Origin of the sequence: Streptomyces sp. NPDC006463, assembly GCF_042870715.1 — a bacterium.
GTDB lineage: Bacteria > Actinomycetota > Actinomycetes > Streptomycetales > Streptomycetaceae > Streptomyces.
Window position 1 is genome coordinate 1 of the sequence record NZ_JBIAHP010000037.1, and the last position, 25911, is coordinate 25911.

General features: G+C 70.7%; 35 protein-coding genes and 1 pseudogene. 33 read left to right on the forward strand and 3 right to left on the reverse strand.

The genetic code is table 11. The annotated features are described in order from the left end of the window. The 7 genes and pseudogenes from ACFYOB_RS38175 to ACFYOB_RS38205 all read left to right on the forward strand — a co-directional run. Positions 1 to 1314 (forward strand): annotated as a pseudogene (locus ACFYOB_RS38175) (hypothetical protein); the annotation flags it as partial. A 10-nt stretch (positions 1315 to 1324) separates the two neighbouring features. After that, positions 1325 to 1759 carry a hypothetical protein gene (locus tag ACFYOB_RS38180; RefSeq protein WP_388568761.1) on the forward strand — a complete coding sequence of 145 codons (435 nt, stop codon included), beginning with the start codon at positions 1325 to 1327 and terminating at the stop codon, positions 1757 to 1759. Positions 1760 to 1888: 129 nt separating this feature from the next. Then, a complete protein-coding gene (locus ACFYOB_RS38185; protein ID WP_388568763.1) occupies positions 1889 to 2731 on the forward strand; it encodes a hypothetical protein in 843 nt (280 codons plus the stop codon). Continuing rightward, positions 2728 to 4167, forward strand: a complete 1440-nt coding sequence (locus tag ACFYOB_RS38190; protein ID WP_388568765.1) for a transfer protein — start codon at positions 2728 to 2730, stop codon at positions 4165 to 4167. The genes ACFYOB_RS38185 and ACFYOB_RS38190 overlap by 4 nt, the downstream gene beginning before the upstream one ends. Before the next feature lie 77 nt (positions 4168 to 4244). Next, the gene (locus ACFYOB_RS38195) at positions 4245 to 4436 is read left to right on the forward strand and encodes a hypothetical protein (protein ID WP_359236813.1); all 192 of its coding nucleotides are present in this window, start codon (positions 4245 to 4247) and stop codon (positions 4434 to 4436) included. A gap of 29 nt (positions 4437 to 4465) precedes the next feature. After that, positions 4466 to 4672 carry a hypothetical protein gene (locus tag ACFYOB_RS38200; protein WP_388568767.1) on the forward strand — a complete coding sequence of 69 codons (207 nt, stop codon included), beginning with the start codon at positions 4466 to 4468 and terminating at the stop codon, positions 4670 to 4672. A 109-nt stretch (positions 4673 to 4781) separates the two neighbouring features. Then, positions 4782 to 5252 carry a hypothetical protein gene (locus tag ACFYOB_RS38205; protein WP_388568878.1) on the forward strand — a complete coding sequence of 157 codons (471 nt, stop codon included), beginning with the start codon at positions 4782 to 4784 and terminating at the stop codon, positions 5250 to 5252. An 86-nt stretch (positions 5253 to 5338) separates the two neighbouring features. On the opposite strand, the gene ACFYOB_RS38210 is transcribed toward ACFYOB_RS38205, so the two are convergent. Then, positions 5339 to 5530 carry a hypothetical protein gene (locus ACFYOB_RS38210; RefSeq protein WP_361755527.1) on the reverse strand — a complete coding sequence of 64 codons (192 nt, stop codon included), beginning with the start codon at positions 5528 to 5530 and terminating at the stop codon, positions 5339 to 5341. Positions 5531 to 5644: 114 nt separating this feature from the next. Between ACFYOB_RS38210 and ACFYOB_RS38215 the strand changes: the two genes are divergently transcribed. The 26 genes from ACFYOB_RS38215 to ACFYOB_RS38340 all read left to right on the forward strand — a co-directional run bounded on the left by ACFYOB_RS38215 (position 5645) and on the right by ACFYOB_RS38340 (position 24498). Beyond that, on the forward strand, positions 5645 to 6448 hold the full coding sequence (locus ACFYOB_RS38215; RefSeq protein ID WP_388568769.1) for a hypothetical protein: 804 nt from the start codon (positions 5645 to 5647) through the stop codon (positions 6446 to 6448). A 33-nt stretch (positions 6449 to 6481) separates the two neighbouring features. Next, complete coding sequence (locus tag ACFYOB_RS38220) at positions 6482 to 6736, forward strand: hypothetical protein (RefSeq protein WP_388568771.1); 255 nt, start codon at positions 6482 to 6484, stop codon at positions 6734 to 6736. A 151-nt stretch (positions 6737 to 6887) separates the two neighbouring features. Continuing rightward, on the forward strand, positions 6888 to 7448 hold the full coding sequence (locus tag ACFYOB_RS38225) for a hypothetical protein (protein WP_388568774.1): 561 nt from the start codon (positions 6888 to 6890) through the stop codon (positions 7446 to 7448). 140 nt (positions 7449 to 7588) lie between these two features. Then, positions 7589 to 8044 carry an RRQRL motif-containing zinc-binding protein gene (locus ACFYOB_RS38230; protein WP_388568776.1) on the forward strand — a complete coding sequence of 152 codons (456 nt, stop codon included), beginning with the start codon at positions 7589 to 7591 and terminating at the stop codon, positions 8042 to 8044. A gap of 116 nt (positions 8045 to 8160) precedes the next feature. Continuing rightward, on the forward strand, positions 8161 to 8670 hold the full coding sequence (locus ACFYOB_RS38235; RefSeq protein ID WP_388568778.1) for a hypothetical protein: 510 nt from the start codon (positions 8161 to 8163) through the stop codon (positions 8668 to 8670). Positions 8671 to 8729: 59 nt separating this feature from the next. Continuing rightward, entirely contained in the window at positions 8730 to 9683 is a 954-nt protein-coding gene (locus ACFYOB_RS38240) for an AAA family ATPase (RefSeq protein WP_388568780.1), read from the forward strand. Then, positions 9680 to 10066: a hypothetical protein gene (locus ACFYOB_RS38245; protein ID WP_388568782.1), complete on the forward strand. Its 387-nt coding sequence runs from the start codon at positions 9680 to 9682 to the stop codon at positions 10064 to 10066. The genes ACFYOB_RS38240 and ACFYOB_RS38245 overlap by 4 nt, the downstream gene beginning before the upstream one ends. A gap of 119 nt (positions 10067 to 10185) precedes the next feature. Then, the gene (locus ACFYOB_RS38250) at positions 10186 to 10488 is read left to right on the forward strand and encodes a hypothetical protein (RefSeq protein WP_388568880.1); all 303 of its coding nucleotides are present in this window, start codon (positions 10186 to 10188) and stop codon (positions 10486 to 10488) included. 92 nt (positions 10489 to 10580) lie between these two features. Continuing rightward, positions 10581 to 11255 (forward strand): GGDEF domain-containing protein, encoded by a 675-nt coding sequence (locus tag ACFYOB_RS38255; protein WP_388568784.1) that lies wholly within the window; start codon positions 10581 to 10583, stop codon positions 11253 to 11255. Continuing rightward, a complete protein-coding gene (locus ACFYOB_RS38260; protein WP_388568786.1) occupies positions 11252 to 11692 on the forward strand; it encodes a hypothetical protein in 441 nt (146 codons plus the stop codon). Before ACFYOB_RS38255 ends, ACFYOB_RS38260 begins: the two co-directional genes overlap by 4 nt. Further along, the gene (locus ACFYOB_RS38265; RefSeq protein ID WP_388568788.1) at positions 11689 to 11967 is read left to right on the forward strand and encodes a hypothetical protein; all 279 of its coding nucleotides are present in this window, start codon (positions 11689 to 11691) and stop codon (positions 11965 to 11967) included. The genes ACFYOB_RS38260 and ACFYOB_RS38265 overlap by 4 nt, the downstream gene beginning before the upstream one ends. 22 nt (positions 11968 to 11989) lie before the next feature. Further along, on the forward strand, positions 11990 to 12196 hold the full coding sequence (locus ACFYOB_RS38270; RefSeq protein ID WP_331754927.1) for a hypothetical protein: 207 nt from the start codon (positions 11990 to 11992) through the stop codon (positions 12194 to 12196). Next, a complete protein-coding gene (locus tag ACFYOB_RS38275) occupies positions 12196 to 12678 on the forward strand; it encodes a hypothetical protein (RefSeq protein ID WP_388568790.1) in 483 nt (160 codons plus the stop codon). Before ACFYOB_RS38270 ends, ACFYOB_RS38275 begins: the two co-directional genes overlap by 1 nt. Beyond that, positions 12678 to 12860: a hypothetical protein gene (locus ACFYOB_RS38280; protein ID WP_388568793.1), complete on the forward strand. Its 183-nt coding sequence runs from the start codon at positions 12678 to 12680 to the stop codon at positions 12858 to 12860. Before ACFYOB_RS38275 ends, ACFYOB_RS38280 begins: the two co-directional genes overlap by 1 nt. Positions 12861 to 12951: 91 nt before the next feature. Next, entirely contained in the window at positions 12952 to 13389 is a 438-nt protein-coding gene (locus ACFYOB_RS38285; RefSeq protein WP_388568795.1) for a hypothetical protein, read from the forward strand. Then, on the forward strand, positions 13386 to 14066 hold the full coding sequence (locus ACFYOB_RS38290; protein ID WP_388568798.1) for a hypothetical protein: 681 nt from the start codon (positions 13386 to 13388) through the stop codon (positions 14064 to 14066). The genes ACFYOB_RS38285 and ACFYOB_RS38290 overlap by 4 nt, the downstream gene beginning before the upstream one ends. Further along, on the forward strand, positions 14063 to 14596 hold the full coding sequence (locus ACFYOB_RS38295; RefSeq protein WP_388568801.1) for a hypothetical protein: 534 nt from the start codon (positions 14063 to 14065) through the stop codon (positions 14594 to 14596). Before ACFYOB_RS38290 ends, ACFYOB_RS38295 begins: the two co-directional genes overlap by 4 nt. A gap of 310 nt (positions 14597 to 14906) precedes the next feature. Further along, positions 14907 to 15641 carry a ParA family protein gene (locus ACFYOB_RS38300; RefSeq protein ID WP_328765372.1) on the forward strand — a complete coding sequence of 245 codons (735 nt, stop codon included), beginning with the start codon at positions 14907 to 14909 and terminating at the stop codon, positions 15639 to 15641. After that, positions 15641 to 16777, forward strand: a complete 1137-nt coding sequence (locus ACFYOB_RS38305; protein ID WP_388568805.1) for a ParB/RepB/Spo0J family partition protein — start codon at positions 15641 to 15643, stop codon at positions 16775 to 16777. Before ACFYOB_RS38300 ends, ACFYOB_RS38305 begins: the two co-directional genes overlap by 1 nt. 329 nt (positions 16778 to 17106) lie before the next feature. Next, positions 17107 to 18498, forward strand: a complete 1392-nt coding sequence (locus tag ACFYOB_RS38310) for a hypothetical protein (protein ID WP_388568808.1) — start codon at positions 17107 to 17109, stop codon at positions 18496 to 18498. 89 nt (positions 18499 to 18587) lie between these two features. Continuing rightward, positions 18588 to 19169, forward strand: a complete 582-nt coding sequence (locus tag ACFYOB_RS38315) for a restriction endonuclease (RefSeq protein ID WP_388568811.1) — start codon at positions 18588 to 18590, stop codon at positions 19167 to 19169. Positions 19170 to 19685: 516 nt separating this feature from the next. Then, positions 19686 to 21503 carry a MobF family relaxase gene (mobF, locus tag ACFYOB_RS38320; RefSeq protein ID WP_388568813.1) on the forward strand — a complete coding sequence of 606 codons (1818 nt, stop codon included), beginning with the start codon at positions 19686 to 19688 and terminating at the stop codon, positions 21501 to 21503. Then, on the forward strand, positions 21500 to 21823 hold the full coding sequence (locus tag ACFYOB_RS38325) for a hypothetical protein (RefSeq protein ID WP_388568815.1): 324 nt from the start codon (positions 21500 to 21502) through the stop codon (positions 21821 to 21823). Before mobF ends, ACFYOB_RS38325 begins: the two co-directional genes overlap by 4 nt. A gap of 553 nt (positions 21824 to 22376) precedes the next feature. Then, a complete protein-coding gene (locus ACFYOB_RS38330) occupies positions 22377 to 23117 on the forward strand; it encodes an alpha/beta hydrolase (protein WP_388568818.1) in 741 nt (246 codons plus the stop codon). Positions 23118 to 23392: 275 nt separating this feature from the next. Next, the gene (locus ACFYOB_RS38335; protein ID WP_388568821.1) at positions 23393 to 23596 is read left to right on the forward strand and encodes a hypothetical protein; all 204 of its coding nucleotides are present in this window, start codon (positions 23393 to 23395) and stop codon (positions 23594 to 23596) included. 68 nt (positions 23597 to 23664) lie between these two features. Further along, entirely contained in the window at positions 23665 to 24498 is an 834-nt protein-coding gene (locus ACFYOB_RS38340) for a transposase family protein (protein ID WP_388568823.1), read from the forward strand. Positions 24499 to 24601: 103 nt separating this feature from the next. On the opposite strand, the gene ACFYOB_RS38345 is transcribed toward ACFYOB_RS38340, so the two are convergent. After that, complete coding sequence (locus ACFYOB_RS38345) at positions 24602 to 25072, reverse strand: hypothetical protein (protein WP_388568826.1); 471 nt, start codon at positions 25070 to 25072, stop codon at positions 24602 to 24604. Positions 25073 to 25221: 149 nt separating this feature from the next. Beyond that, complete coding sequence (locus ACFYOB_RS38350; RefSeq protein WP_388568828.1) at positions 25222 to 25698, reverse strand: hypothetical protein; 477 nt, start codon at positions 25696 to 25698, stop codon at positions 25222 to 25224. Positions 25699 to 25911 lie beyond the last annotated feature (213 nt).

Here is a 25911-nt window from a genome sequence, read left to right on the forward strand (position 1 = left end):
CCCCCGAAGCGCACGGGCAAGGGCCGGGTCACCCTCCCGGCAGCCATCGCGGCGGAATCGGAGCGGCGGCTGAACAAGCGCCGCAAGCACCTGACACCCGTCCTGACCACGGTCCCCAAGGGCAAGAAGAAGGGGAAGAAGAAGCCGGCCCCGGCCGGGACGGCGACGCCGGGCACACCGAAGGTCGACCTGACCAAGAAGCCCAAGCCCACCACGAGCACACCGGGCGGCACGGCGAAGCCGAAGGTCAGCCTCACGAAGAAGCCCAAGCCCACCACCACCGCGGCCGGTACGGCCCCGAAGGTGAACCTGCGCAAGAAGGTCCGCCTCACCAAGAAGCCCCGGAAGCCGGGGCCGGGCGCGCCCGCCGGTACGACGCCGACGTCGAAGGTGAACCTGCGCAAGAAGGTCCGCCTCACCAAGAAGCCCCGGAAGCCGGGGCCGGGCGCGCCCGCCGGTACGACGCCGACGTCGAAGGTGAACCTGCGCAAGAAGGTCCGCCTCACCAAGAAGCCCCGGAAGCCCGGACCGGGCCCGGCCGCTGGTCCCACCGGCAGCACGGGCACGACCGGGCCGACGCCGACCGGCCCGGCCTCCAAGGGGAAGGGCGACCGGCGCCGTTCACTGCGCGGCTGGTGGGAGCGGGCGGGTGCGCGCCGCTCCGGGAAGCCGGAGTCGGACTCGTCCAGCTCCACCAGCTCGGCGACGACTCCCGGCCCGGACCCGGCACCGGCCGGGGGGTTCGGGCCGCCCCCGGGCTGGGGCTACGCCGAGGGCACGACCATCACCGTCGAACAGGCCGGCGGCCAGGTCTGGGAGGCACGCCAGCGCGAGGCCCGCCGCCGGGCCGGGGTTCCGGCCGGAGCGATTCCCGCAGCACGAAAAGGAGGAACCGTAGTGACCGTGCCCGTCCCGACGAAGGCACCGAACACCCAGTACGCGGACAGCGACCTGACGATCTACGACGTCATCGAATCCGACGCCGACATGGCCGAGGAGATCATGGCGGGCGTCGACGAGGCCCGCGCCGCCGCCGACGGCTGCGAGAAGATGATGACGCGGCTGGAGGCCCTGCACGAGAAGATCGTCGACCTCAAGGTGCCCGGCGTCCTGGAGGGCTGGGTCCTGATCCTCGCCGAGAAGGCCGTCAGCGTGAAGGCCAAGGCCGAGGCCCTGGCGGAGAAGCTGCCCGCCGCCTCCGAGGCCATCGCCTCCGCGGGTGAGAACGCGGAGCGCCGCCACAAGCCGCTCGCCGACGCCGTCCGCGACGCCGGACACGCTGCCCCCGCCGAGCGCGACTACCACGTCGAATAGGAGAAGCACCGTGTCCGACCTCGTACCCGTCATCGGCGGCGCCCTCCAGAAGACCGGCTCCGCCATCGTCGGAGCCGTCCGCTTCGGCATCGTCGTCGCGCAGCTCACCGCCGCCAGCGCCACCATGGCGGGCCTGTCCAACCAGGTCCGCTCCACCTTCAAGTACGTGGAGGACTGCGCGAAGTCGGTCGACAGGCTCGCCGACCAGGCCGCCGCCCTCAGCGTCGACCAGTCCACCGTCAACGAACACCGCGAAGCGGCGACCGTGATGCGGTCCTGCAAGGACGAAGCCGAAGCCATGGCCGTGGAGTGCGAGGAGATGTCCACGCTCTTCCACGAGACCGCCGACGGGCACATCGCCGACTACGGCTCGGTCGCGGACGCCGCCAACAACATGCCCGACGGCATCGAGATGGCCGACCGCGCCTTCTACAGCAACCGCTGACCCGCTCCGCACCAGCACGAAGGGGGGGGGGCCCCCCCCCCCGGCGCCCCCCCCCCCCCCCCCCACCCGGGGCGCCCACCCCCGGGGGGGCCCCCCCCCTTCCCTATGCCCTCGAAGGAGAGCTCACCGATGATCCGCCTCGGACCCCTGCGCAGCCGCTTCGCCCTGGCCCGCAACGCCGTCGGCCGCGTCGCCACCGTGGCCGGCACCGGCGCGCTCGCCACCGGCGCCTTCACCCACAACCTCTACGCCCCCTCCGTCCTGGCCGCCCTCGGCTGCGCCGGATGGGGCGCCGCCTGGTCCCTGACCCTGCGCCGCGACGCCACGGGCAACACCGCCATGGGCCTCTACATGGTCCCCTCCGTCTCGATGGCCGTCCTGCTCACCGCGCAGCGGATCATCCCCGGCATCGACTGGTACTGGGAGCTCCTCGCCGACGCCGGCTGGACCGCCGCCGTGCTGTACGTGCGCCCGGCCCGGGTGGCCCGCGTCCTGGTCGGCCGCGAGAAGTCGCTGACCCCCGAGGCGATCGAGCAGACCCGCGAGCTCCTGGTCCAGGACGACGTCCCGGCCGGGCCGCAGCACCCGATGGCCGCGTACTGGGCGCAGCACGTCGCCATCGAGGGCGGCGCCGCGGCGAACACCGTGCTGGAGCAGATCGAACGCACCGGTGAGCACTCGATGACTGCTGTCATCCGCTCCACTCTGCCCGGCAAGCCGGTCCCGAAGATCGACCTGCTGGAGCTGTCCGCGGCCATCAACTGGCCGGAGGACGAGATCGCCATCACCCCCGTACCCCGCCAGGGTGCCGGGGTCCGGCGCCTGACCGTCGGGCAGGCCCCCGAGGAAACCATGGACATCTACACGGCCTGGGAGAAGCTCATCGCCCCCAAGGGCATGCCCTCCACGGTCATCACCGCGATCCGCACCGTCGACATCCCCGACGAGGAGACCAAGGAGCTCCCCGCATGAGCAGGATCTACGAGCTGACAGTGGAAGCGGCCGAGTCCGGCGACATCATCACCTACCACCCGCAGCGCCTCGCCGCAGCCCTACACATCGCGGACGTCAACCGGCTCGCGGTGGAGACCAGCATCACGGGCACCAAGGCGTTGGTCACCATCTACCCGCACGACCCGCTCGCCCGCGTCATCCTCGCCGACCCCGAGATGCTGGTCATGGACGCCCGCGGCCGCATCTGGATCGGCCGCTACCACAACGGCCGGCCCTCCCTGCTGCGCCTGTACGACCCGGCGTCCGGGTCCGCGCAGCGCCTGCTGCTGTTCGGCACCACCGGCGCGGGCAAGTCCACCGCCGGGCAGATCATCCTCGCCGCGATGAAGCGCTCCGGGATCGCGGTCCTGTACGCCGACCTCAAGGGAGGCCAGTCCGCGCCCGAGGCGTTCGGGCAGGCCGGGCCCGGCCTGGACGGAAACGTGGCCTGGCGGGTCACCACGCAGGAAGGGACCATGGCGCAGCTGCGCACGACGTGGCTGACCATGATGGACCGCCAGGAGCGCTACGCCCGCCTGGGCCGCTCCAAGTTCCTGCGTGACCGGCCCGACCCGCTGATCTACCAGATCATCGACGAGGCCAACAGGTTGCTCGAAAAGGGTGCGCCCTACCGCGACGAGGCCACGTTCTACATCAAGGACATCGGCCGCACCGGCCGGTCCCTCGGCGTCGGCATCGGCCTGTTCGCGCAGGCCGGCCACCTCGAGGAGATGGGCGGCAGCGACACCCTCCGCGCGATGCTGAAGGAGGGCGAGGTCGTGTTGCTCCGTTGGACGTCCAGCATGATGAAGCAGCTGGTGACCGACGGCCTGCTGCCCGCCGGGCAGGTCCTCGCGCCGATCCCGAAGTATGCGGGCGAGGTCGACCTGGTGAGCCAGTTCGACGAGGAGCACGACGACAGCGACCTGCCCGGTACCCAGGGCACCGCGTACAACGTCAACGGCCGCTACCCCACCAGCAAGATGCGGTTCTGGAACATCGGCTCGTCCGAGCCCACCGAGGGCCTGGACCCGGAGGTCCTCGACCTCTACGGGCCCGGCGCCCCGCCCGAGATCGAAGAGGACGCCTGGGGCCTCATCGGGGACGCCTACTGCCAGCGCCTTGACGGCTTGGAGGCGTACCGGGCCGTCTTCCCCGAGCCCGAGGAAGACGAAGACGGCGAAGGCGGCGGCAAGAAGAAGGGCGGCGGCGGGGCCAAGGCGGCTCCCTCTCCCGTCCCGGCCGCCACGGGCAAGCCACGCGCGCGCACGCTGCGCGACCGCATCCAGGCCGTCCTGGACGCACACGACGACCCGCTGGACGCCCTCCAGATCCTTCAGCTCGTCAACGCCGACGGCGGCCGCGAGGTCAAGCTCGGCAGCGTCCGCAACACCCTGACCGCGATCAGGAACTGACCCACACCCTCCGCCGCCCAGCCGGGCCGGGCACCGCGCCCGCCCGGCCGCCGGCCTTCCCGAAGGAGCTCCCCACCGTGGCGTTGACCATCTCCCTGGTCTTCTTCGCCGGAATCATCGTCGTGATCCTGGTCCGCACCGGCAACCTGCGCCTGTGGCCCGCGCTCGCCGCCATCCTCTTCGGCTTCTCCCTCGCCTCCACCGGCATCGCGCCCGCCATCAACAACGCGATCAGCGGCATCGCCGGATGGATCAGCACCCTCGGATAACCCGCCCCACGAACCGATCGGAGCCCGCCATGAACCGCCCCCTGTTCGTCGTCGACGAAGCCGCCACCGTCCTCGCCACCGACCCCGAGGCCCGCCGTCTGCTGAACCAGCTGCTGCTCGCCGGACGCAAGAACGGCGTCCAGGAGCAGCCCGAGCCGGAGACCAGCCCGCGGGCCACCCTGCGGTTGCAGTACCCGACGCTCGCCGAGTTCGAGGCCGCCGCCCACCGGCAGTAGCCCGCCCCGCTCCCCACCCTTCGCGCCCTCCCCGCCGCCCCGGCCGGGAGGGCGCGCTCGTACCCGAACGGAGAACACCGTGGACTTCCACCCCACCGCCGGCCGCCCGATGTCCGACTCCGAGGCCGCCGCCGAAGCCAAGCGGATCATGGACGCGAGCTTCCGGACCGACCAGCCGGGCCACTTCCCCACGTCGTACCGCGACCACTCCCCCGTGCCCGCCTACGGCGACACCCCGCCCGTTCCGCAGCCCGACCAGCGGATCGTCCCGGCCTGGGCGGCCGGGATCGCGGTCGCGAGCATCGGCGTCGGCGCCGGGGTCACCGGCATCGGCTGCGGCGCCTGGCTCGTTCTGCAGGGCCTCGCCTCCGTCAGCCTCGCCGGAGTCCTGATGGTCACCCTGCCGTTCGCGGGCCTGGCCATGGCCGCCACCGCGATCGGAGGCGCGATCAACCGCGCCCGCTCCGCTGTCACGAAGAACGTCTTCGAGGGTCCGGTCACCATGCGGACCGAGATCAACAGCCAGAGCACCACGCGCGGCATGTTCTTCGCCCGCACCCGCAACGACATCCACCACTGACCCGGCGCCCTGCGTCGTACTCGAACCCCGCCCCCGTCCGGGCCGAGGGTCGAGTACGGGGCAGGCCGCCGGAGCAGCCCGCGCGCTCAGTCGTCCAGGTAGATCAGCAGGCGGCCGTACTCATCTACCTCCGCCTCGTAGATCACCCCGTCGACGATCGCGTGGTCGACGACGACCTCGTAGTCCTCCTCGTCGTCGATCCACAGCACGCCGTCGTCGTCCGTGAACGCCGGATAGATCACCCCGTCGGCGATCACCGAATCGAACTCGACTGCCATCGCGCCCCCTCGCTGCTCCCTGGCCTTCGCCCAGCCTGGCCCACCACCAGGCCCCGGCAACAGAGCCATGCCCATCCGTACGCGCCGTCACCGCTCTTGAAGGAGAAGCCGACCATGGCTGACCACAACGACCGCACCCTGAACGTCCCCGGCCCGCGCCAGGAGCACCCGGCCGCCGGCCACGGCCTCCCCGCGGCCGCGCCCCTGCTTCTCGAGGAACTCGACGACAAGCAGCCGCGCACGCAGGCCCTGTGCGTCTGGTGGGCCGACGCCTGGAACGACGGCGGCGTCCTGCACGACCGCTGGGAGGACCTGCGCCAGGCCCCGGCGCTCGGCTGGCACGGCATGGCCAACTGGCTGAAGGCGGTCCTCGGACTCGCCGGGATCTCCTTCGTCATCCTGCTGCTGGACGGCGCGACCGACGCCCTGACCGCCATGCTGCACAGCCTGCTGACGGCCGCGCCCCGCGTCCAGGTCGGCACCGACACCTCCACCGGCGTCTTCGCCGTGATCGACCAGCCGATCCGCACGTACATTGCCGCGCACTCCGCCTCCCTGCCGATCACCGGCGCCACCGTCTACACCGTCTGGCAGCTGGTCGGCCTCTTCGGCCTGATCGGAGGGCTCACACGCAGCAGCGGCGCCCGCATCACCTGGACCGCCTGGGGCGCGGCCAGCATCGCCATGGTCCACAGCGCAGCACCCGCCGACGGCCGCACCATCGCCACCGGCCTCGCCGTCCTCGCCTGGACCGCCGCCTCCGCCCTCGCACTGCGCGGCCTGACCCTGCGCCCGGCGTTCTTCACCCACATCCACAACGACGGCCACCAGATCGAGCCGCACATCCACCTCCCGGCCCCGGCCGCTCCGGAGGCCGACGACACCCCGGACAACGTGCACCCCCTCCAGAAGCGCTGACCCACGACCGCCACCGAACCCGAAAGGCACGCCATGAAGCTGGACGAGAACGAGCTCTGGGCTGGCACCTTCCACGGGCGCCACGACGGCGCCCCGGCCGAGGTCACCGCCACCCACGACGACACCCGCCCCGAGCCGTACGCCTGGACCTGCACCTGCGGCGCGACCCGCAGCTTCGCGACCGCGGACGCGGTGTTCCCCACCGCCTGGCGGCACACCCACCCCACCCGCCTCGACCGGCTGCGGGCCTGGGCCGCCCGCCTGCTCCGCACCCGCACCGCCCGCTGACCCGACGCCCTGCCTGGCCCTCGCCCACCCGCCCCGCGGGCGGCGAGGACCGGACAGGCCGCCCGGCCGCCCGCTGCGCCCCGCCGACACCAGCACGACGTCGGCGGGGCGCAGCGCTGACCACCGCCGACCGGATCCGGAGAAGGACGCGATGTACGAGCTCGACAAGCACACGCCCCACCGGCACGTGCGCTACCAGTTCACCCCGCTCCCGCTGATCCAGCGCGGCCTCGCCTACCACGAGGCCGGCCACGTCGTGCTCGGCCAGCTCGTCGGCTTCACCTGCGAGCGCGTCCGGATCCACACCATCACCCGCGACGGCGTCACCGGCTGGACCGGCGTCACCACCTGGGCCCGGTCCTTCGGCACCTACCTCGACGTCGCCGTGGTCTGCGGAGCCTCCGGCCAGGCCGCCGACCTCCACCAGCTCACCGAGTCCGGCCGCCTCACCCCAGAGACGGCCCGCCTCACCGCAGCCGACCACGACAAGGAGATGGCGCTCAGCATCCTCGCCGCCGAGGGCGTCCAGGTCAGCGAGATCGGCCCGGCCCCCGACGGCGGCCTGGCCTGGGACCACGTCATGGCCACCGCCCAGCAGCGCGTCGACCGCGAGTGGAACCGCATCACCGCCGTCGCCGAAGCGCTCCTCGCCGCACCCGACTTCACCCTCACCGGCACCCAGGCCGCGCAGATCGCCGCCATCGCCGCCTGATCCGACGCCCACCGACGACTGGAGGAACAGCCCGTGCTCATCCCCCGCCCGCGCCGCCGGATCGGACGGCCCCGCCCGCAGCGCCCCGGCCCCCGCTACCCGCACCGTCCCGACCGGCTGCCCACCGCCTGGAGCAGGTAATGCCCCGCCCGCGGAAGAAGCGCCGCTGCGAGGTGAACCGGGTGCCGCGCAGCGACGCGCTGATGCCCGAGTACGACCGCGGGGCCGTCCCCGATGGCCTGGTCACCCGGCGCCAGTTACGGGACATGGGCCTCAGCCCCGGTGGCAACGAGGGCGCGGTCGCGATCCTGCGCTGCCGGCTGTGCGCCACCCGGCCGCAGTGGTCCTGCACCCACCCCACCCGCGGCTACCTGCTCCGCGTCGACCTCGCCAAGCCCAAGCGCGTCCCGACGCTCGCCCAGGAGCGAGCCCTGGACCAGGCGATGGCGGCCCGGCAGACCTGCGGCCAGTGCGGCCGCCGGTTCTACATCTGCCTCTCCAAGAAGCTCGGCTGCTGCCTGGAGTGCTTCGACGGCACCCCCGTGGACCCGAGCAGCTGCATGACGGCCCCGGTCACGCACCGGCTGGCCGCGTGAGCCAGCCCCGTCCCGACCACGCAGGCCGGGACGGGGCCCGCACAACCGGACGGCCGCAGCACCGGCAAAGGCCGGCCGTCTGCTCCCTCACCCTTCGAGATCAGGAGAGATCCAGCATGACGTACCGTCCCGCCGTCTTCGCCGCCCTGCTCGGACTGACCCGCGCCGGAAGCGCCATCGGCGACTTCTGGGTCCAGAACGACTTCTGCGCCCGCGTGAAGGGCGCCTCCGACGAACACCCGGTCACTTTCACGGACCCCGTCACCAAGGAGGAGAGCACCCACGGCACGGCCAGCGGCCGCGCCGCGTGCCTCCACCACTGCCTCACGTACGTGGCCACGCAGGCGATCGTGGCCGGGCTCGGCGCCCGCGCGCTCGGGATCCGGGTCCACCCCGCCGCGGCCGCCGCCGCGCTCGCGGTCTCGTTCGGCACGCACTACGCCGCGGACCGCCGCGTCCCGGGCAAGGGCCTGCTGGAGAAGCTCGCGGACAAGACCGGCAAGGGCGGCTTCTACCGCCTCACCTCGCACGGCATCAACGGCGCGTTCCACCTCGACGGTGCCTTCCACCACGGCTGCGAGACCGTCGCCGCGCTCATCGCCACCACCCACGCGACCACCCGGTGACCCGCCTGTCCCGCACTCGCCTCAACCCGTCCGCACCCGAGATCCAAGGAGCTCCTCGCATGACGTCCCAGACCTTCCCGTACCTGCCGGACAGCTGCCTGGTTGTCCTGATCGGGGCCAGCGGTGCAGGCAAGTCGACGCTTGCGGCCACCTGGCCCGCCTCTCAGGTCCTCTCTCTCGACGCGCTGCGCGAGACGGTCAGCGACGACGCGGGCGACCAGGACGCGACCGGCGACGCCGTCGCCGCCCTGCACCTGCTCCTGGAGGCCCGGATGCGCCGCCGCCGGTTCACCGTCGTGGACGCCACGAACGTCACCCCCGCGTCCAGGGCGCCGCTGGTCGCCGCGGCCAAGCGGCACAACATGCCTGCCATCGCGGTCATGGTCTCCACCCCGGTCTCCGTGTGCGTGGAGCGGCAGGGCCCGCGGCCGGCCAACCGGACCGTGCCTGACGACACTGTCCGCGCGCAGCACACGGCGATGGTCCGCTCTCACCCGAAGCTGCTGGCCGAGGGCTTCAACGAGGTCTTCTTCTCCGAGAGCTTGTGCCAGCTGCTTCCGTTCCTCCAGCGGCTGGGCGATGCCCGGCAGGCCGACCTCGGGCTGGACGGCGGCGACGGCCTGGGCGAGATGCTGCTCGTCCGCCGGGTGTTCGGCGCCGAGGTTCTCCCGCTGTGGCGGTGGAAGCCCGGCTCAATGGCCGCCGGCGGTGACCGCGTCGCGGAGATCCGCCTCGGCCAGCAGTACCTCACTCTCGCGTTCCGGCCGAACGTCGACGGGCAGGGCGACTACGGCTTCGACGTCGCGCTGCCCTGCCCCCACGACGACGAATGCACCGGCTACGCCTGGGCGCCCGCGTACAGCGTCACCTGCCTCGCCCGCGCCCTGGCCGGCGAGCTGGACGACAGCGAGGACATCGTCTGCTCCGTCCACGGCGGCCTCAAGGACGCGGACCAGGAGCACAGCGACCACGCTGACGAAGCGCTTCGCGAGACCGCCGGGAGCGCGCGATGACCTTCCTCCAGGAGAGCAGCAACCCCGGCCGGACCGACTGGGAACTGGCCCGCCTCGCGGTCCACCTGCGCGGCTACGCCAAGTACGCCGACGACCCGGAGACAGACGCCGCCCAGCGCCTCGAAGAGGCGTTCACGCAGGACGAGGTCCGCCGGGCCGACGCCTTCCTGGAGGCCGGCTACCAGGACGCCGACCGCCTCGCTGCGATCGCAGCCCGACTCGGCAACGACACCGCCACCGATGAGGCGTGGCTGGTGCAGCAGCTCGCGACGGCATGGATGCGGCTGGACGAGCTCCGGGACCGGATCGACGACGGCGGCAGCCTCATGGCCAACACCCATGTGGCCAGCGCCATCGACTACGTCCGCGGGTCCCGGCCGTGACGAACCGGCCCTGCGGCGCGTGACGGTCCTCCGTGCCGCCCCGACGCCCGCTTATCCGGCGGGGGCCGGGGCGGTCGCGGTGGTCCCTCACCACCGAGAACAGAGAGGAGATGGACGTCATGCGCCTGCGGATCTACGAGGTGGACGTCCCGATACACGACACCCGCCACCCCGACCGGCACGGTGTGCACGTCTTCACCGGCGTCGCCGACTCCCCCGCCACGGCCCTGCGCCGCGCGCACGAGGTGTACGACGCCGCCCTCGCCGCGCACACGGCCGGACTCGAGATCCCCGGCAAGCAGCCGGACAGCTGGGGAGCGCGTGGGCTTCGGCCCGGCTGGCAGCTGGAGTGGCCCGCCGCGAAGGCCGGCCCCTGGCACAACCCCGTCAGCTGGACCGTCCGCAGCGACTTCGCGCTGTAGCTCTGCCCCGGGACAGGCGCACATCGGCGTCCAAACCAGTCGCCTGCCCCGGGCCTACCCACCCCGTACGAGACGAGAGAGGGAGATCCAGTATGGACTCCGTCCTGCGCACACAGGCCCGGTTCGGGCAGCGCGCACTCTTACTGACCACCGCCGCAGTGCCGTTGACCGGCTGGGCGGTCCACGCCGTCGCACTCCACAAGCGGCTCGCCGCCACCCGCCGTGACCCGCTGACCGGCCTGCTGCGCCGCGACTCCTACACCGCCCGCGCCCGCCGACTCCTTACCCGGCACGACGACGTGGCCGTGGTCCTGGTCGACCAGGACCACTTCAAGGACGTGAACGACACGATGGGCCACGCGGCCGGGGACGCCGTCCTGGCTGCGACCGCCGCCCGGCTCACCGCCTGGGCTGGCCCGCGGGCATCCGTCGGCCGGCTCGGAGGCGATGAGTTCGCCGTCGTCCTGGAGCTGTCCGCCGGGAGCCTGGAGCAGCGCCTCGCACAGCTGGTCCGGATGCTGCACACCCCGGTCGTCCTGGACGACGGCCGCACCGTCGACGTCGGCGCCTCGGTCGGCGCCGCCACCCCGCACGCGGTCGGCTTCCGCGACCTGAGCCTGCTGCAACGTGCCGCCGACGCCGCCCTGTACGACGGCAAGCACACCGGCCGGGCGATCCTCGCCGCGCGGCAGCACGTCACGGTGCCGTCCATTAACGGCCGCCGGGCCGGCCGTCCGGGCACCAGCGTGTGGGGGCGGGCCGCATGAGCGCCGCGACCCTGCCCGAGGGCGACTGGATCCGCGGCATCAGCATCCGGCAGCCGTACGTGGCCTGCATCCTCGCCGGTGCCAAGACCGTGGAGAACCGGCCCGGCCGGTGGCGGACCGGCTGGGTCCTGCTGCACACGAGCAAGACCGTCGACCGGCCCGCCCTGCGCGTCCCGCTGATCGGCCGCACGATCCGCGACCGTGAGCTGGTCACCGGCGCGGTCGTCGGCATCGCCCGGATCACCGACTGTCACCAGGACCCCGAGGGAGCGCCGCTCTGCTCGCAGTGGGCCCTCCCCGGCGTCTGGCACCTGGTGCTCGACGACGTCCAGGAGCTGCCCGTGCCCGTCCCCGCACGCGGGCAGGTCGTGCCGTGGAAGCCGACGCCAGACCTGCTGGAGCGCGTATTCCAGCAGCTGCCCGACTTCCGGCCGTGACCCGTACCCGAGGCAAGAAGCCGCCGTTCGAGCCGGGCCTGATCCCGGCCCCCGGCGCGCTCCTCGAATGGCGCGACAGCCAGCACTTCGACCGCTGGCAGGACCGCCCCTGCGTGCTGTGCGACAAGCCCACGCCGATGCGCTCCCACGCCGGGGAGCCCGTGCACAAGGCGTGCGCAGAGAACTGGATCGCCGCGAACCCGGCTGAGGCACGCCTCGGCCGCTTCGCCTCCGACACCCAGCCCAAGAGCAACCAGCGCGCCACCCACGCCTGACCCCTCCCACCGGAGGCCCCCCATGAGCAGCACCGACCGTCACGTCGACCACGCTCTCGCCTACCCCGAGCCGCCTGCCTCCCCGCTCTGGCACCGCCACGGCGCCGTGCAGGCCCGGCCCCTCACCGACGCGGAGAAGAAGCGCAACCGCGAGCTACTGGTGCTCGCGCAGTACACCCCCCGACCCCGCTCCCCTCGCCCCACCGAGACCCTGGCGGAGGCCAGCTGATGGACACCAAGCACTGCGCCGTCGACGGATGGGTCGACGCGATACCCGCCCCCGGCCCGCACGGCACCGCCACCTTCGACCTGGTGGTCCGACCCGCCGACTTCGACACTGCCGACAAGGACGCCCCCGACACGGTCGTCACCTGCACCAGCAGCAACCCCGGCATCACCCACGAGCTGCTGAACGGCATACAGCCCGGCGACCTCCTGCGCGCGACCGGCACCCTGGTCCAGCCGTCCGCGCCCGGCGAGCCCGCCCGGCTCACCATCGACGCCCTCGAGGTCCTGGGCACCGCGCTCCTCCCGGTCCTGCGGGACATGGTCCTCGACCGGTACGGCGACTACGTCGTCATCTTCGATGCCGACCGCGACCAGGTCCCCGTCTTCACCGCACACGGGACATGGGTCGGCCTGGCGGACAACCCCGACGCCATCACCACACTCATCGACATCCACGAGCGCGTGAACGGCGGCGACGCCTGATGGCCACCACCACCGCGCAGGCCCGCACCGTCCTGGAGCGGTTCCCCGCCGGAGGCCCCCATGGTTCCTGGCCGGCCGAGGAGTACGCCGCCGCCCAACGCGCCCAGGGCACACAGGCGCAGGTCGTGATGGACCTGCCCACCGACCAGTTCCTCGTGGTCACCGAGACCACCACCCAGTAGCCCCACCCCGGAGCTCCGCGTCCCGCCCTTCCCGGCCGGGCGCGGAGCCCCGCACGTCCCAACCTTTTCCACCACTGAGTAGGAGACTCCCTTGCGACCGATCCGTCTGACCTCGTTCGGCTACCTGCATCTGCCCACCGGCCCGGACGGCTTCCCCGTCCCGCCCGCCGCCGACCGGATCGAAGACGTCCGCGACCGGCTCCGCGACCCGGCCGCCGCCCGCGACATCCTCGACCTCGACGGCTTCCACCCCCGCGTCCAGGAAGTCGTCCTGAACACCCCCGGCGCCCGCGAGCTGCTCGCCAATCTCGCCGACTACGCCGACCTCCCCGCCGGCCCCAGCCACATCGCCATCGGCTGTGCAGGAGGCAGGCACAGGGCCAGCGGCCTTACGGAACTCCTGGCCCAAGCACTCCGCGACCGCGGCCGCGAGGTCGTAGTCGAGCACCTGCACGTCCACCTGCCGCGCGTCCTCAAGACGCCCGCCAGCCCCCGTACCGCCACCCCCGAGCAGGAGACCGCCCGATGATCCGACGCTTCCGCCGCTGCGGCCACGCCCCCGGCGCCCTCACTCCCGAAGACCAGGCCGCCGTCGACCGGTTCCGCGCGATGCTCACCGCCGTACGCACCCCGCAGCCCTGGACCCCCGGCCACGGCCAGGACGTAGCCGTACGGGTGGGCCCGTTCATCGAGCGCGCGCACACCCGACCCGGCGACGACCACGGCACCGAGACGCTCGCCGTCGCCCTGGTCCACCCCGACACCGGTCACGCCGCGGGCTACCTCCACGGCCGTCAGCTCGGCTACACCGACCGCGGCTGGCTGCGCTGCGAGACGACCGCGATCCTCGGAGCCTGGCAGCCGGCCTACGCGATGCTCACCCACGCCGCCGCGAACCTGCCGCTCCCAGACGACGTCGGCATGATGCCCGCCCACTACGGCGTTCACGTCGAAGCCCGCCGCCACGTCGGGCCCGGCTACACGCTGCTGCGCCTCGGGCCCTACACCCAGACCTGGCTCGCCTCCCGCGACGCCGACCGCCTCAACACCGAACTGGCAGGCCGCGCCGCCACCGTCATCCCCGGCTTCACTGTCACCGCGAAGAACGCCGCGTTCGACGCCAGCGACCACAACAGCTACACCGACCCGCACGGCGCCGACGTCACCGTGCTCCTCGCCGCAGCCGTCGCAGGGGTGAGCAAGTGACCACCACCGACCTGTACGAGATCGCGACCAGCGAGGGCGACGACGGCACCCTGCATCCCGTCGAACAGATCTGGACCCCCTGCGCCGACGACGCTGCCGACAGCGGGTTCATCGCCCACCGCGGCCTCCACGTCACCGGGATCGACAACCCCACCGACGACCACCTCTACCCCGTAGCGTTCCTCGTGCTCGGACACCAGCGGTGGACCGACGTCATCGAGGCAGCCGCCGCGTACATGGCCCGGATCCACGGCTGGCGGAACCTGCACCTCTACCCGGGCGACGACCCCTCCGTACTCATCCCCCTCATCCCGCGCGCGGTCCACACCTACGGCGTCTTCTTACGGCACCCGCACCCGGACCACGGCTGCGGATGCGAGTGGGACGACACCTGGCGCATGGTCTGGTCGCCCGACACCGAGATCGGCGCCATCCCGATCACCGTCCTGCGACACCCGGCCTCCCAAGCGACAGCCGCCGCCATACCCAGCCCCGACCACGGGTCCGTCCCCGCGACCTGGGCGCACTGACCTCACAGCTCCCCACCCCCGAAGCGGCTCCCGTCGTCCGAACCTCGGTCCGGACGACGGGAGCCGCTTTTTTGCGTCCCGGCAGATGTCTCCGAGCTGAGCGGGTCGGGTCCCCCCTTCAAAACCGGGTTTTGAACCACGCCTTCGGTTGACGAGGGTCGGTGAGCTGATGACGTATCGATCCCAAAACCCGGTTTTGAACCGACACGCCGCAGCACCTCCAAGCGAGGCCGACGTGGCATCCTGTCCCGGTCCGCTAGTACCGGCCCAACCGGGTCGGGAAGCATACGGAGCATCAGGAGTACCACCCATGGCACGGATCACCGCGCTTATCAACCGCAAGGGTGGAGTCGGCAAGTCGACTCTCACCGTGAACACAGCGGCTATCACCGCCCACGTCCTGGGCAAATCACCCGACGGCGACCCGCACTACGTCGCTGCAGTCTCGGCCGACCCTCAGGGATCCACCACGTGGTGGTCTCAGCGCGTCGGTGAGGACCTTCCCTTCTCCTTTGAGCAGATCAACTCGCGAGACGACCTTGAGTTGTTCTCCCAGCTTAAGAAGTCGCGAAGGGTGAAGCACGCCTTCATCGACACACCCGGGTGGATGGACCTCCCCGAGGACGAGAAGGAAGAAGCCGGCGACCCGTTCGGCAAGAGCACCGCGGCCGACGCGATGCGCGCTGTGCTCGCAAACGCCGACGACATCATCGTCCCCGTTGAGCCGGAACCGCTGGGCTTCATGCCAACACGCGACACCATCGAGGAAGTGGTCAAGCCCCTCGGCATCCCCTACCTCGTTGTCATCAACAACTGGGACCCACGCGACGGCGAGGCTGACCTCGACCAGACGAAGGACTTCGTCCGAGCCCAGGGATGGAACCTGGCCAACACTGTCGTCCGGCACTACAAGGTTCACACCCGGGCAGCCCTCGAAGGAACCGTCGTCACTCAGTACAAGAAGAACCGGGTCGCCATGGAGGCCCGCGAAGACTTCTACCAGCTCGCCCTCGAGCTGGGAGCAGGCAAGAAGGAGCGTCGGTGATGGCCGCGAAGAAGCAGTGGGCGGCCCTGATCGACGGTCCCGGCAAGGCTGGCAGCACCAGCGATACTGAACCCTCCAAGCCGGCGGCTCCGCCGACCACGGCGTACATGAACACGATCATCAGCAACCCGGACAATCCGCGCGCTGCCATCGACTACACCGACGACGACGCCGAGTTCCGCGAACTCAAGGAGTCCATGCGAGCGGTCGGCCAGCTGCAGCCGGCCGCCGCGATGTCGAGCGAGATCTTCCGCCGAGTCAAGCCCGAGCACGCCGACGCCATCGGAGACGCCCAGTGGGTCGTGATTCTCGGCAACCGGCGCTTCCACGCAGCGAAGCAACTCGGCTGGACCAAGTTCGAAATCAGGGTCCGTGATCGGCTGGGCAACGAGGACGACGACAAGGTCGACGAAGCCGTCATCATTGAGAACATCCACCGCAAGAACATCCCGCCATACAGAGAAGCTGAATTCCTCCAGCGGATGGTCGAGCGTCATGGGTCCCAGGAGAAGGTCGCCGACCGCATCGGCAAGTCGCAGATGTACGTCTCGAACCGGCTGGCCCTGCTCAACCTGGCACCGGAACTCAGGGAAGCCGTTGACACCAAGCAGCTCAAGGTGAAGACGGCAGAGCAGATCGCGAGGATCAAGGACCCAGAGGAGCAGAAGGCGAGGGCCGCTGAGGAGCTCCTGAAGGCGGCCCAGCCCAAGCAGCCCCGGGCGAAGTCGACACCGCCTGGTGACGGCGCGGTTCAAAACCCGGTTTTGAAGCACACCCCAAAGACTGTGGCCACTGGCAATGAAGCCGGCACACCAAGGCCGTCCAGTGAAGCACTGCCCCACCCGACCCGCGTACCGGAGCCTCGGCCAGCGGGCCAAGGAGCCGACACGGAAGTGAAGGATGCTGTCGGCAACGGGGCTTCTCTTCCATGGCATGACGGGGCTGCGGTCATGGATGCCGTCTACTGGAAGCTCACCGCACCCCAACGGAGCGACTTCATCCTTCGGTATTTCCAGGTCAGTACCGGAGTTGAGGCCGTCATCGAGGACATGAGGGGCACCCTTACCTCAGAGGCCCGCATCCAACTCGCAGCCATCCTGCAGCAGGTCTCCAACGGACTCCTCAAGGACGGGTAACCCGCCGCAAAACCGGCGGATGGGCAGCGCACGGTGCTCCTCGAATGCCTCCTGGCCGTTCACGGCGCCTAGACAGGAGTAGCGGCGCCTTCTAGTGGCTCCGTCTCGCTGACTGCGGGATGGAGCCACTCCGTGTTTTACGGCCGTAAAACTGCCACCCACGACGCTGCTGGCCCGCGCCCCAGGAGGCCGTTCGCCATCCGGCATTGATGCGCCTCCAGCTAGCGTGGAACCGCGGGTGCGCGCCTCCTTGCTGGAGCGAGAGAGGTGTATCCAGGCATAAGGCGAGACCACTGACTGTGATGCGGTCACTCTGCGATCATCGGCAGATGGCCGACAGCAAGGACCGCGCAGCACTTCGCCAGCTGGTCGGTGACGTCATCGCGCCCCTCAGTGATGAGCACACACACCCCAGGCTCGGGGAGGCGTGCGCGCAGCTTGGTCTTCCGGTTCCGACGGAGGAGGGATCGAAGCGCGAGCGAGTCCGGCGCAGCTTCGCCGAGGTTCTGGACAGGGACCTTCCCCACATCGCGAAGCGCGTCCTGGCCCAGCGGCGAATGGATGCCGCGACCCGGAACGGGATCCAGGACTTGCTGTGGGCAGAGGACCTGCCCCCTGAAGTGCCCAAGAGGGTCCGACGTGAACTGGCCCGAGCTCTCGATCTGGCGGACCTTGCCCACCACACCGCCCGGTTCATGGCGCTCCTGGACCGCTTCTGGGTGCTCGACGATCCACTCGACGGCTGGCTGTCATCTCCCAGTACGACGAGCCTGAGGGCGCGCATCGAGCAGCACGTCTTCCGGAACCCGGGGGACTGGTCGACCGAGGACCTCTTCGAAAACGTGGGCGCGTTCGAGGCTAGCGACGCCAGGTTCGCCCGGTTCCTTGAAGGAGCCGTCTCCGCCGACAACATCCCTGACGAGCTCGTGCAGCGGCGCTTGGTGGACACGATCAACGCCCATGTGCGAGGTGCGGCGGTCGAGCTGAGGGAGACCGGGACTGATGGGGGCTACCCGCTCTTCGCCATGGTCTCGACCCGGCTCGCCGACAACCGGCGGCCGAAGAACGTCATCTTCGCCACGCTCACCAAGCCGGACATCCGCTTCCGATCCGCCATCGACAACGACATCGAGATCGTTGGCAAAGCCGACAGCGCCCTGGTCTACGACCGAACCATCACAGGCGACGGCATCCGCTGGCGCGACCTCCAGAGCTGGTGGCAGGACACCCGCCACATCCCCAGCGAAGCCGAGGCCAAGAAGTCCCTCTACGCGCGGCTCCGCCGCAGCCTGCCCGACAACTCTCCCGGGCAGCACAACCTCTTCACGCTCTACCACGAGATCCTCGGACGTGCCGTCTACGACCTTCCCGCCCTCTTGCCCGAGGTGTGGCTCCACTGGGACCACAAGACCGTCCGCGAGCGCGGCCCCGAGGCGCTGCTGCGCTTCCGGATGGATTTTCTGCTCCTGCTACCCCACGGCCCGCGCATCGTTCTCGAGGTCGACGGGTCCCAGCACTTCACCAGTCATGGCGGGCAGCGGCCCGACAGCACGAAGTACGCGGAGATGGTGGCCGGCGACCGAGACCTCAAGCTCGCGGGGTACGAGGTCTTCCGGTTCGGCCACGACGAGCTTGAGCACATGGAGCAGGCCCGGCCGCTGCTTCGGCACTTCCTCACCGGCCTGTTCCGCCAGTACGAGATAGCCGTCCCGTCAGCCTGACCGCCCACACGCCTCCGCCTCGGGGATAGACCGAGGCGCGCATGGGGAGCTGTAGCTGGCTGACAGCGATGGAGGGGGAGGGTCAGAGCATGGGAACGGGCATAGTGGTGCTGGTGGTGTTAGCCGTCTTGGGCGCGGGGGGCTTGGTCGGGATCCTGGTGCATGCTGGTCGTCGTGAGACCGAGGCTGAGAGGGTCCGGCTGGCGGAGCAGGCGCGGGTCCAGGCCGTGCGGTCCATGGAGGCGGTCTGGTCGATGGGGCCTCTCGAGTTCGAGGAGTACGTCGCGGACCTGTGCCGCCGGGACGGCTGCACCGAGGTCCGCCGAGTAGGCGCCACCAATGATCTGGGTGCCGACGTGATGGGCCGGCTGCCTGACGGCCGGAAGATCGTGGTGCAGTGCAAGCGCTACGCCAAGCACCGCACCGTCGGTAGCCCGGACCTGCAGAAGTTCAACGGCACCGCCCGCAGCGAACATGGAGCGGACGTCCCGCTCTTCGTTGCCTCCTGCAAGTTCACCAAGCAGGCCCGCGCCTTCGCCGCCCGCCACGACCTGGTCCTCGTCGACGTCGACCTTCTCGGCTTCTGGAACAGCGGCACGACCCTGACCGCGCTCCTCGACCTGGACATCGGCCGCTCCGGAACCAACCGGAAGCTGACCCCGGACAGCTGAACTGCTCGAAGGTCAGGTTCGGGGCCAGGGGCCGGTGAGGATGTCGTGGGTGCCGATGCGGCGCCAGATGATGTGCCGCTCGCCGCGGACTCTCTCCGAGCCGTACTGCCACGTGCGCCCCGTCCGTTGCGGTCGGGGCGCAGCATTCGCACGGCCGCGGTCAGCTGTCGTAGAGGGCGCGCATCACGTCCCAGAACTCTGAGGCCGGGCGGCCTCGCAGCCAGCGCAGCGGTACCGGTAGAACCAGGTACGGACCGGTTGGTCCTGCTGACCTGAGGGACGGGTGCTGCGGAACTCCGGTCGGAGCGGGCACGAGCACAGCGGGCAGAGGTCTGCGTACAGCGATTCGTCTTTCATGCGGCGGACTCTGCACACGCCGCAGGACTACCGTCTCGGGCTGCCGCGCTTCCCGCCTGACGGGAGGCCAGGGGCAAGAGTTGGTGATAGTTGCCCGCCCGGCGGGAAGCACCCCGGATCACGCTTTTGCGCAGGTCAAGGGCCATGTTTCATGGCCCGATGCTTACAGGATGGCAGGTCGGGCCGAAGGGCTGGCCGTACTACTGCAACGGCGTGCTGGTCGGTGACGGCCACCGCCGTGCGGGCACGTCGCTGCGCGCTGCCCAGGACGAAGCCGGCGTTCCGGCCGGGTTCTGGACGGGCCGGGGCCTGGCCGCGGTCGGACTGCTCGCCGGGGACACGGTGACCGAGCGGCAAGCCGCACTCCTCATCGGGGAAGGCCGCCACCCGGACTCCGACCGGATCGAGCACGACCGCCTGGCGGCGGGCGACGACCCGGAGAGGGCACGCCGTGCGACCGTGCTGGGCCGGCCTATCGAGCACAACCAGTCGCCCGCCACCGAGAAGGCCAAGGAGCGGACGCCGTGGCTGGCCATGGACCTGGTGTTCCGGGCACCGTCGACCGCGCAGATCGCGTGGGCGCTCTGCGATGACAAGCACCGGATAGTGCTGGAGCTGTGCCAGGACATCGCCCGGGACAAGACGCTGGCGTGGCTGGAGGAGGCGGTGGCGGAGATCCGCTGGGGGAGCGGCGGCAAGCACAGCGCCCCGATCCTGGACGGTCTGATCGTCGCCGTGTTCCGCCACTACGAGTCCCGAGCCCGCCAATCACGGCCGCTCCTTCACGACCATGCGGTGGTGTCGATCCGGGCCCGGCGGCCGGACGGGAAGTGGGGGAACTGGTATCAGGACCGGATGCTGGCCAACATCGTGGCGGCCGGCACCCTGTACTCCCTCTACTTCATGGAAGAGGTCTCGGCCCGGCTCGGGTGGGCGTGGGAGCCGCGCGAGGTGACCGCGGGCAAGAGGCCGGTCATGGAGATCGCCGGGATCGAGTGGCGGCTGATCGGCTGGCAGTCGACCCGCCGTCAGCAGATCGCGGACGCGCTGCTCGCCATCGTCGCCGACTACGAAGCAACCCAGGGGCACCCGCCAGGGGAGCGCGCCGCGTACGCGCTTACCCGGAAGGCCGCCGACCGGACCCGCCCGCCGAAGCGCAAGGACCCGCGATCCCTGACCGAGCTGCGCGCCGGCTGGCGGAAGTCGGCGATCCGGGCCTACGGCGCCGACGTCATCGACCGGCTGGCGGAGCGGGCCAGGGCGGCAGCCGCAGCGGTATGGGCGCGAGTCCGGCCGGCCGTCGACGTCGCCCTGGCGGCCGTCGACGTCGCCGCCGTGGTGTACGTGATGCGCGGCGCGTTCAAGCGCCACCACCTACTCGCCGAAGCCCGCCGCCACCTCGCCTACATCCTGCGCGGCCAACCCCACCAGCCCGGCCTGGACGAACAGATCGTGCAGACCGCCGTCGACGACTACACCCGCCCGGCCAGCCGCCGGATGATGACCGCCGACCTGCGCGCCCTGTACCCGGACGACACCGAGGACCACGCCGTGCTGCGCCCGCTGACCCGCGCCCGCACGAAGTCCCCGTACGAGCGGGCCCGCCTCGCCGCCGGGGCACTGACCGCCCGGGCCCACGCGGTACGCCGCGCGGACCGCTTGAACTCCCGTGCCCGGCCGCACACCGTCGCCGTGCCCGCCGCCCCCAGCCCGAGCCTGCGGCCGGGCCGAGCGGGGCGGAAGGCCGACCGGGGTCTGGAGTGGGCGACGGACGTCGCCGCGGTGGAGCAGACCCGACGGACGTTGGAGGCCGCCGCCGCCGAGATGGCCGCCAAGCTCCAGGACGGTATCCGGGAACGAGCCGCCGCTCGCCGTCCCCGACCACAGCCCGCCACGGCGACGGCCCCGCCGCCGAGCACCCAGCAGCCTGTCCAGCCCGCGCCGGGCCGGACCACACCCACTGGAGGAATCGCATGACCACACCGTCCGAGGACCCGAGGATCGAAGCGGTCGCCATCCGGCTGAGGGAGGCCGCCCAGGCGCGCGCCGAAGCGTACGGGCCGCAGCCGGCCTGGGAGCCGATCTGGAAGCGGCCCCGGAAGCCGAAGACCGACCGGGAGAAGAAGGCGGAGCTGCGCAAGCAGCGCAAGCGGCGCAAGGCGGCCGGGATACGCCGGTTCTACGGCGCCCAGTCGCGCCGGCCCCGGCCCCGGCAGAACCGCATCGGCAGTGCCGCCGCGCGCCGCGATGCCCGTGCCCTGTCCCGGATGCGGCACTCCACCGCTTGGCTGTGGTGACGATGCCGGGCATCGTCCACCGAGTGGAGCGCACGATGCTCTGCATCCAGTGGACGATGCCCGGCATCAGGTGGAGGCCACCGAGTGGGTCCCACCTGGTGGGTTCCACCCCGGTGGGCTCCGCCGAGTGGACTCCATTCCGGTGGGTACCGGGGTGGAACCCACTGAGCCCCCGCCAACTTGAAGTAGCAGGTCAAAGGGCTGGTGTGATCGGCGCTCAGGGTGCTCACGCTGGTCATGGGCGGCTGTCTGCGCAGTAGATCGTCCGTCAGCGGTTGGTTGCCGGTTTTTCGGTGCTCGAAATCGGTGGCGGACGTGCGCTTTCCGACCAGTGACAGGCGTGACTCCGACGCCGTGGTGTTCGGCCGCAGAGCCTCCTCAAAAACCCGTTGGCGGAACCACGGCAGCCACTGCTACGTTTCCGGAGGCCGTGCAAGAGAGCGAGGAGGTGGTACCCGTGAACGTATCGACATGGGTGCTCCCCTCCGGGGTCACGGTCGGGCGGTAGGTCGTCCGGGAGCGCCGTTCCATGGCACTCCCGAAAGGCATGACCATGCAATTCACTTCTGAACAGCGTCTCGACGACGCTGTCCTTGAGCGCGAATTCACCCTCGGCGAGATCCCCGGCATCCTGTGGACGCCCGGATCTGCATCCACATCCGCACCGGCGCCGCTGATCCTGCTCAGCCCCCCTCCTCTCGGGCTGCGCAAGATGTACCCCCGGCTGCTGGCCCGGGCCCGGCACTCCGCGGCGGACGGCTTCGCCACGGCCACCATCGAGCTCCCCGGAAGCGGCGACCGGCCCCGTTTGCCCGCAGCCGAGCAGGCCGTCGCCGACCTGCGCCGGGCTATGGAGGCCGGCGAGCCGGTCAGCGACGAGATCATCGACGCCCTTATCCTCCCCCTGGTCGACAAGGCGGTCCCGGAATGGCAGGCCGCCCTGGACGCCCTCCTGTCGCTGCCCGAGATCGGCGGCCCGGTCGGGTACTCGGGGGGAGTGATCTCCATCGGGACCCGGCTGGCGGTGGTCGAGCCGCGTATCTCGGCCGCTGTTCTGTTCGCCGGGAGTTTCGTCCCTCGCGCCATGTTCGAGGAGGCCCGCCAGGTCACCATCCCTCTGCACGTCCTGCTGCAGTGGGACGACGAAGGGAACGACCGGCAGGCGGCCCTGGACCTGTTCGACGCCTTCGGCTCCAAGGAGAAGACGCTGCACGCCAATATGGGCGGGCACACCGGCGTCCCGCAGTTCGCGGGGGACGCCGCGGCCCAGTTCTTCACCCGACACCTGAAGTGACGCCGGGCCGTCAGGCCACCAGCAGACGGTAGCCGTGTTGGCCAGGATGCTGCTCATCTAGGGACGGGTCCCAGCCCCCCTCGGCTCCCTACACCACGGGTCCCTGCCAGACTCTTGGCAGGGACCCGTGCTGCCCGAAGCCATGAATTGCTCGACGTCTGCAGAGCTTCGAGTGCTGTCCAAACCCGTGTACAGGTGCTGTCGGCTCGTGAACAAAGCCACTCGATCGCACCCTTTTCCGGAAAACCCCATCAATGGGCTTCTACGATCTATGCATGCTGGATCCCGAGCTGCTGGAACGGATCACCGCGCGGCGCGCGGAACTGGACGAACTCGAAGAACGGCTGGCCAAGGAGCTGGCGGAGGTGCGGGCTGAGCGGCCAAGCTGGAACCGCTACGCGGCAAGCTGGTCAGACTCGTCGATCGCGGCTGGCTGCGGAAACTCCCCGACGGCCGGTTCACCTCGCGCCTGTGACTAGGGGCACCGCCGCCCGGAGCGGTGCGGCACGGGCGTAACCAGGGTGCCCCCGGCGGCCGTTGGAATTGTGTGACGAATATCAAGAAGCACGCCGAGGACACCTGCCCGATTGTCTACCAGTGCCGTCTGTCGCTGTCCACGCGCACCGTCAACCACCTCGCCGATCTGCTCAGGCGCCATCTGAAGGCGATCAGGTCCCGGTGGCGGATCCTGCCACCGGGGAAGATCGCGGTGATCGTCCTGGCCGTACTTCGCCACGACGAACGTCTGGCCGACATGGCCGGCGGCAACGACGTGTCCGAGTCCACCGTCCGACGCTGGCGGGATGAGCTGATCGCCCTGCTCGCCGCCCAGGCGCCGCGCCTGGACCGCGCCCTGAAGAAGGTCGTCAATCAGGGCGGGGAGGTGGTTCTGATCGGCGGCACCCTCATCCGCACCCAGCGCCGCACCGGACCGGCCGACCGGCGCAACTACTCCGGCAAGCACCGCAGCCACGGCCTGCACTTCCTCGCCCTGACCGACGAGAACGGCCGCCTGATCTGGATCTCCGCCGCCCGGCCCGGCCGCACCCACGACAACACCGCCGCCCGCCACGACCACATCCTGGCCCACCTACGTGCCGCCGGCCTCAGCGCTCTGGCCGACCTCGGCTTCCGCGGCCTGGACAACGACATCCGCGACCCCGTGATCGTCACCGGCTACACCGCCAGCCGCACCCACAAACTCACCGCCGGTCAGAAGGAAGCCAACCGCGTCCTCGCCGTCGGACGCGCACCGGTCGAGCACGGCTTCGCCCACCTCAAGAACTGGCGGATCCTCACCAAACTCCGTACCGATCCCGCCCACGCCACCCAACTCCTGCGTGCTCTGCTCGTCCTGACGAACCTCGAAGTCGACCGCTGACGGACGATCTTGTCCGCAGACTTCCGCCCGCGACCAGCACGAGCACCACGAGAGCCGATCACACTAGCCCTTTGACCTGCGACTTAAAGTTGGCGGGAGCTCACTACACGGTCGTGGTGCGCACCGTGCGCGCACTGGTCGGTGCGGGGTGCGCCTCCATCGCCTGGCCCAGGGAGACAGCGTTCAGCTGGTGCAGGATGTCGACGACGTCCTCGTGGCCCTCGGTGAGGATCTGCGCGGTGAAGCGGATGACCGCGAGGGCGATGCCCGCGGCCGCGTCGGCGCCGTCCTGCTCGTGCCAGGACCGCAAGGTGCCCAGGAAGCAGATCCCCAGCTCGAACAGGGCGAACGAGGCGTCACACGGCACCTCTTCCTGGTCCTGGTCGGGCAGGTTGGTGACCGGGATGACGATGCGCTCCGCGACCTCCAGGAGCAGCGCGGGCATCCGCGGCTCGGCGGCGACGAACTCGGCGGCGGCTTCGGTGTCGCCGGCCTCCACGGCCCGGAGGTAGTTGAAGGCGCTCATCACCGCGTCGGGAGTCATCGGGGTGAGCGGGATGGTGGTCTCGGGCATGGGGGTTCCTCATGTACGGGTCGTCTCGCTGATCGCGGCGGCCTCAAGACGGATGCTCGGGGCGCGGGCCTGTGGACAGGGACCGCGCGCTGGCGGTGAACGGTTGGTGGTGCGGTGACGCCGCGCACCGCCACCGGATCCGGTGAGCGCTACACGGGGTAGACGCCTGCCGGATAGATGCCGATCGGCGGGCCGTACACCTGCACTGCCTGTTCGACGCCGGCGGCCTGAAGGCGCTGGAGTACATCGGCGACGTCCTGCTGGTCCTCGGTGAGGATCTCCTCGGTGAACCGGATGATGGCGTGGGCGATGCCCGGAGGCATCGCCGGGCAGATGTCGTCGTCGACGCGCAGGATGTCCAGGATCATCCGGCCGAGCGCCTGCACCACGAAGGAGTCCGCGCTCAGGTCCCTGTTCCGGTCGTCCACGGTGGTGACCGGGATGATGACGCGTTCGGCGACGTCCAGGAGCAGCTGACGCATGTCCGATCCGCCGATGTCTTCCACGACCGCGCAGGCGGTGTCGACGTCGCGGGCCTGCATCGCCCGGATGTAGGTGAACGCGCTGATGATGTCGTCCGGATCCATCGGGGCGAGCGGCGCGGCGGCGGTGGTGTTCTTGGGCATGACAGCTCCTCATGTACGGGCCGCCTCGCTGTTCGTGGCGGCCTCGGAACCGATGCTCGGGTCGCGGCCCTGTGGACAGAGTCCGCGCACCGACGGTGAACACCCATCCCCTTGTCCTGGTTCGGACGGCGGAGCGTTTCTCCTTGACCAGGCTCGCTACCTGCGACATACCGCCCATTCCGGCAGGGGAGAAATCTCCGTCCCGGCACGCTG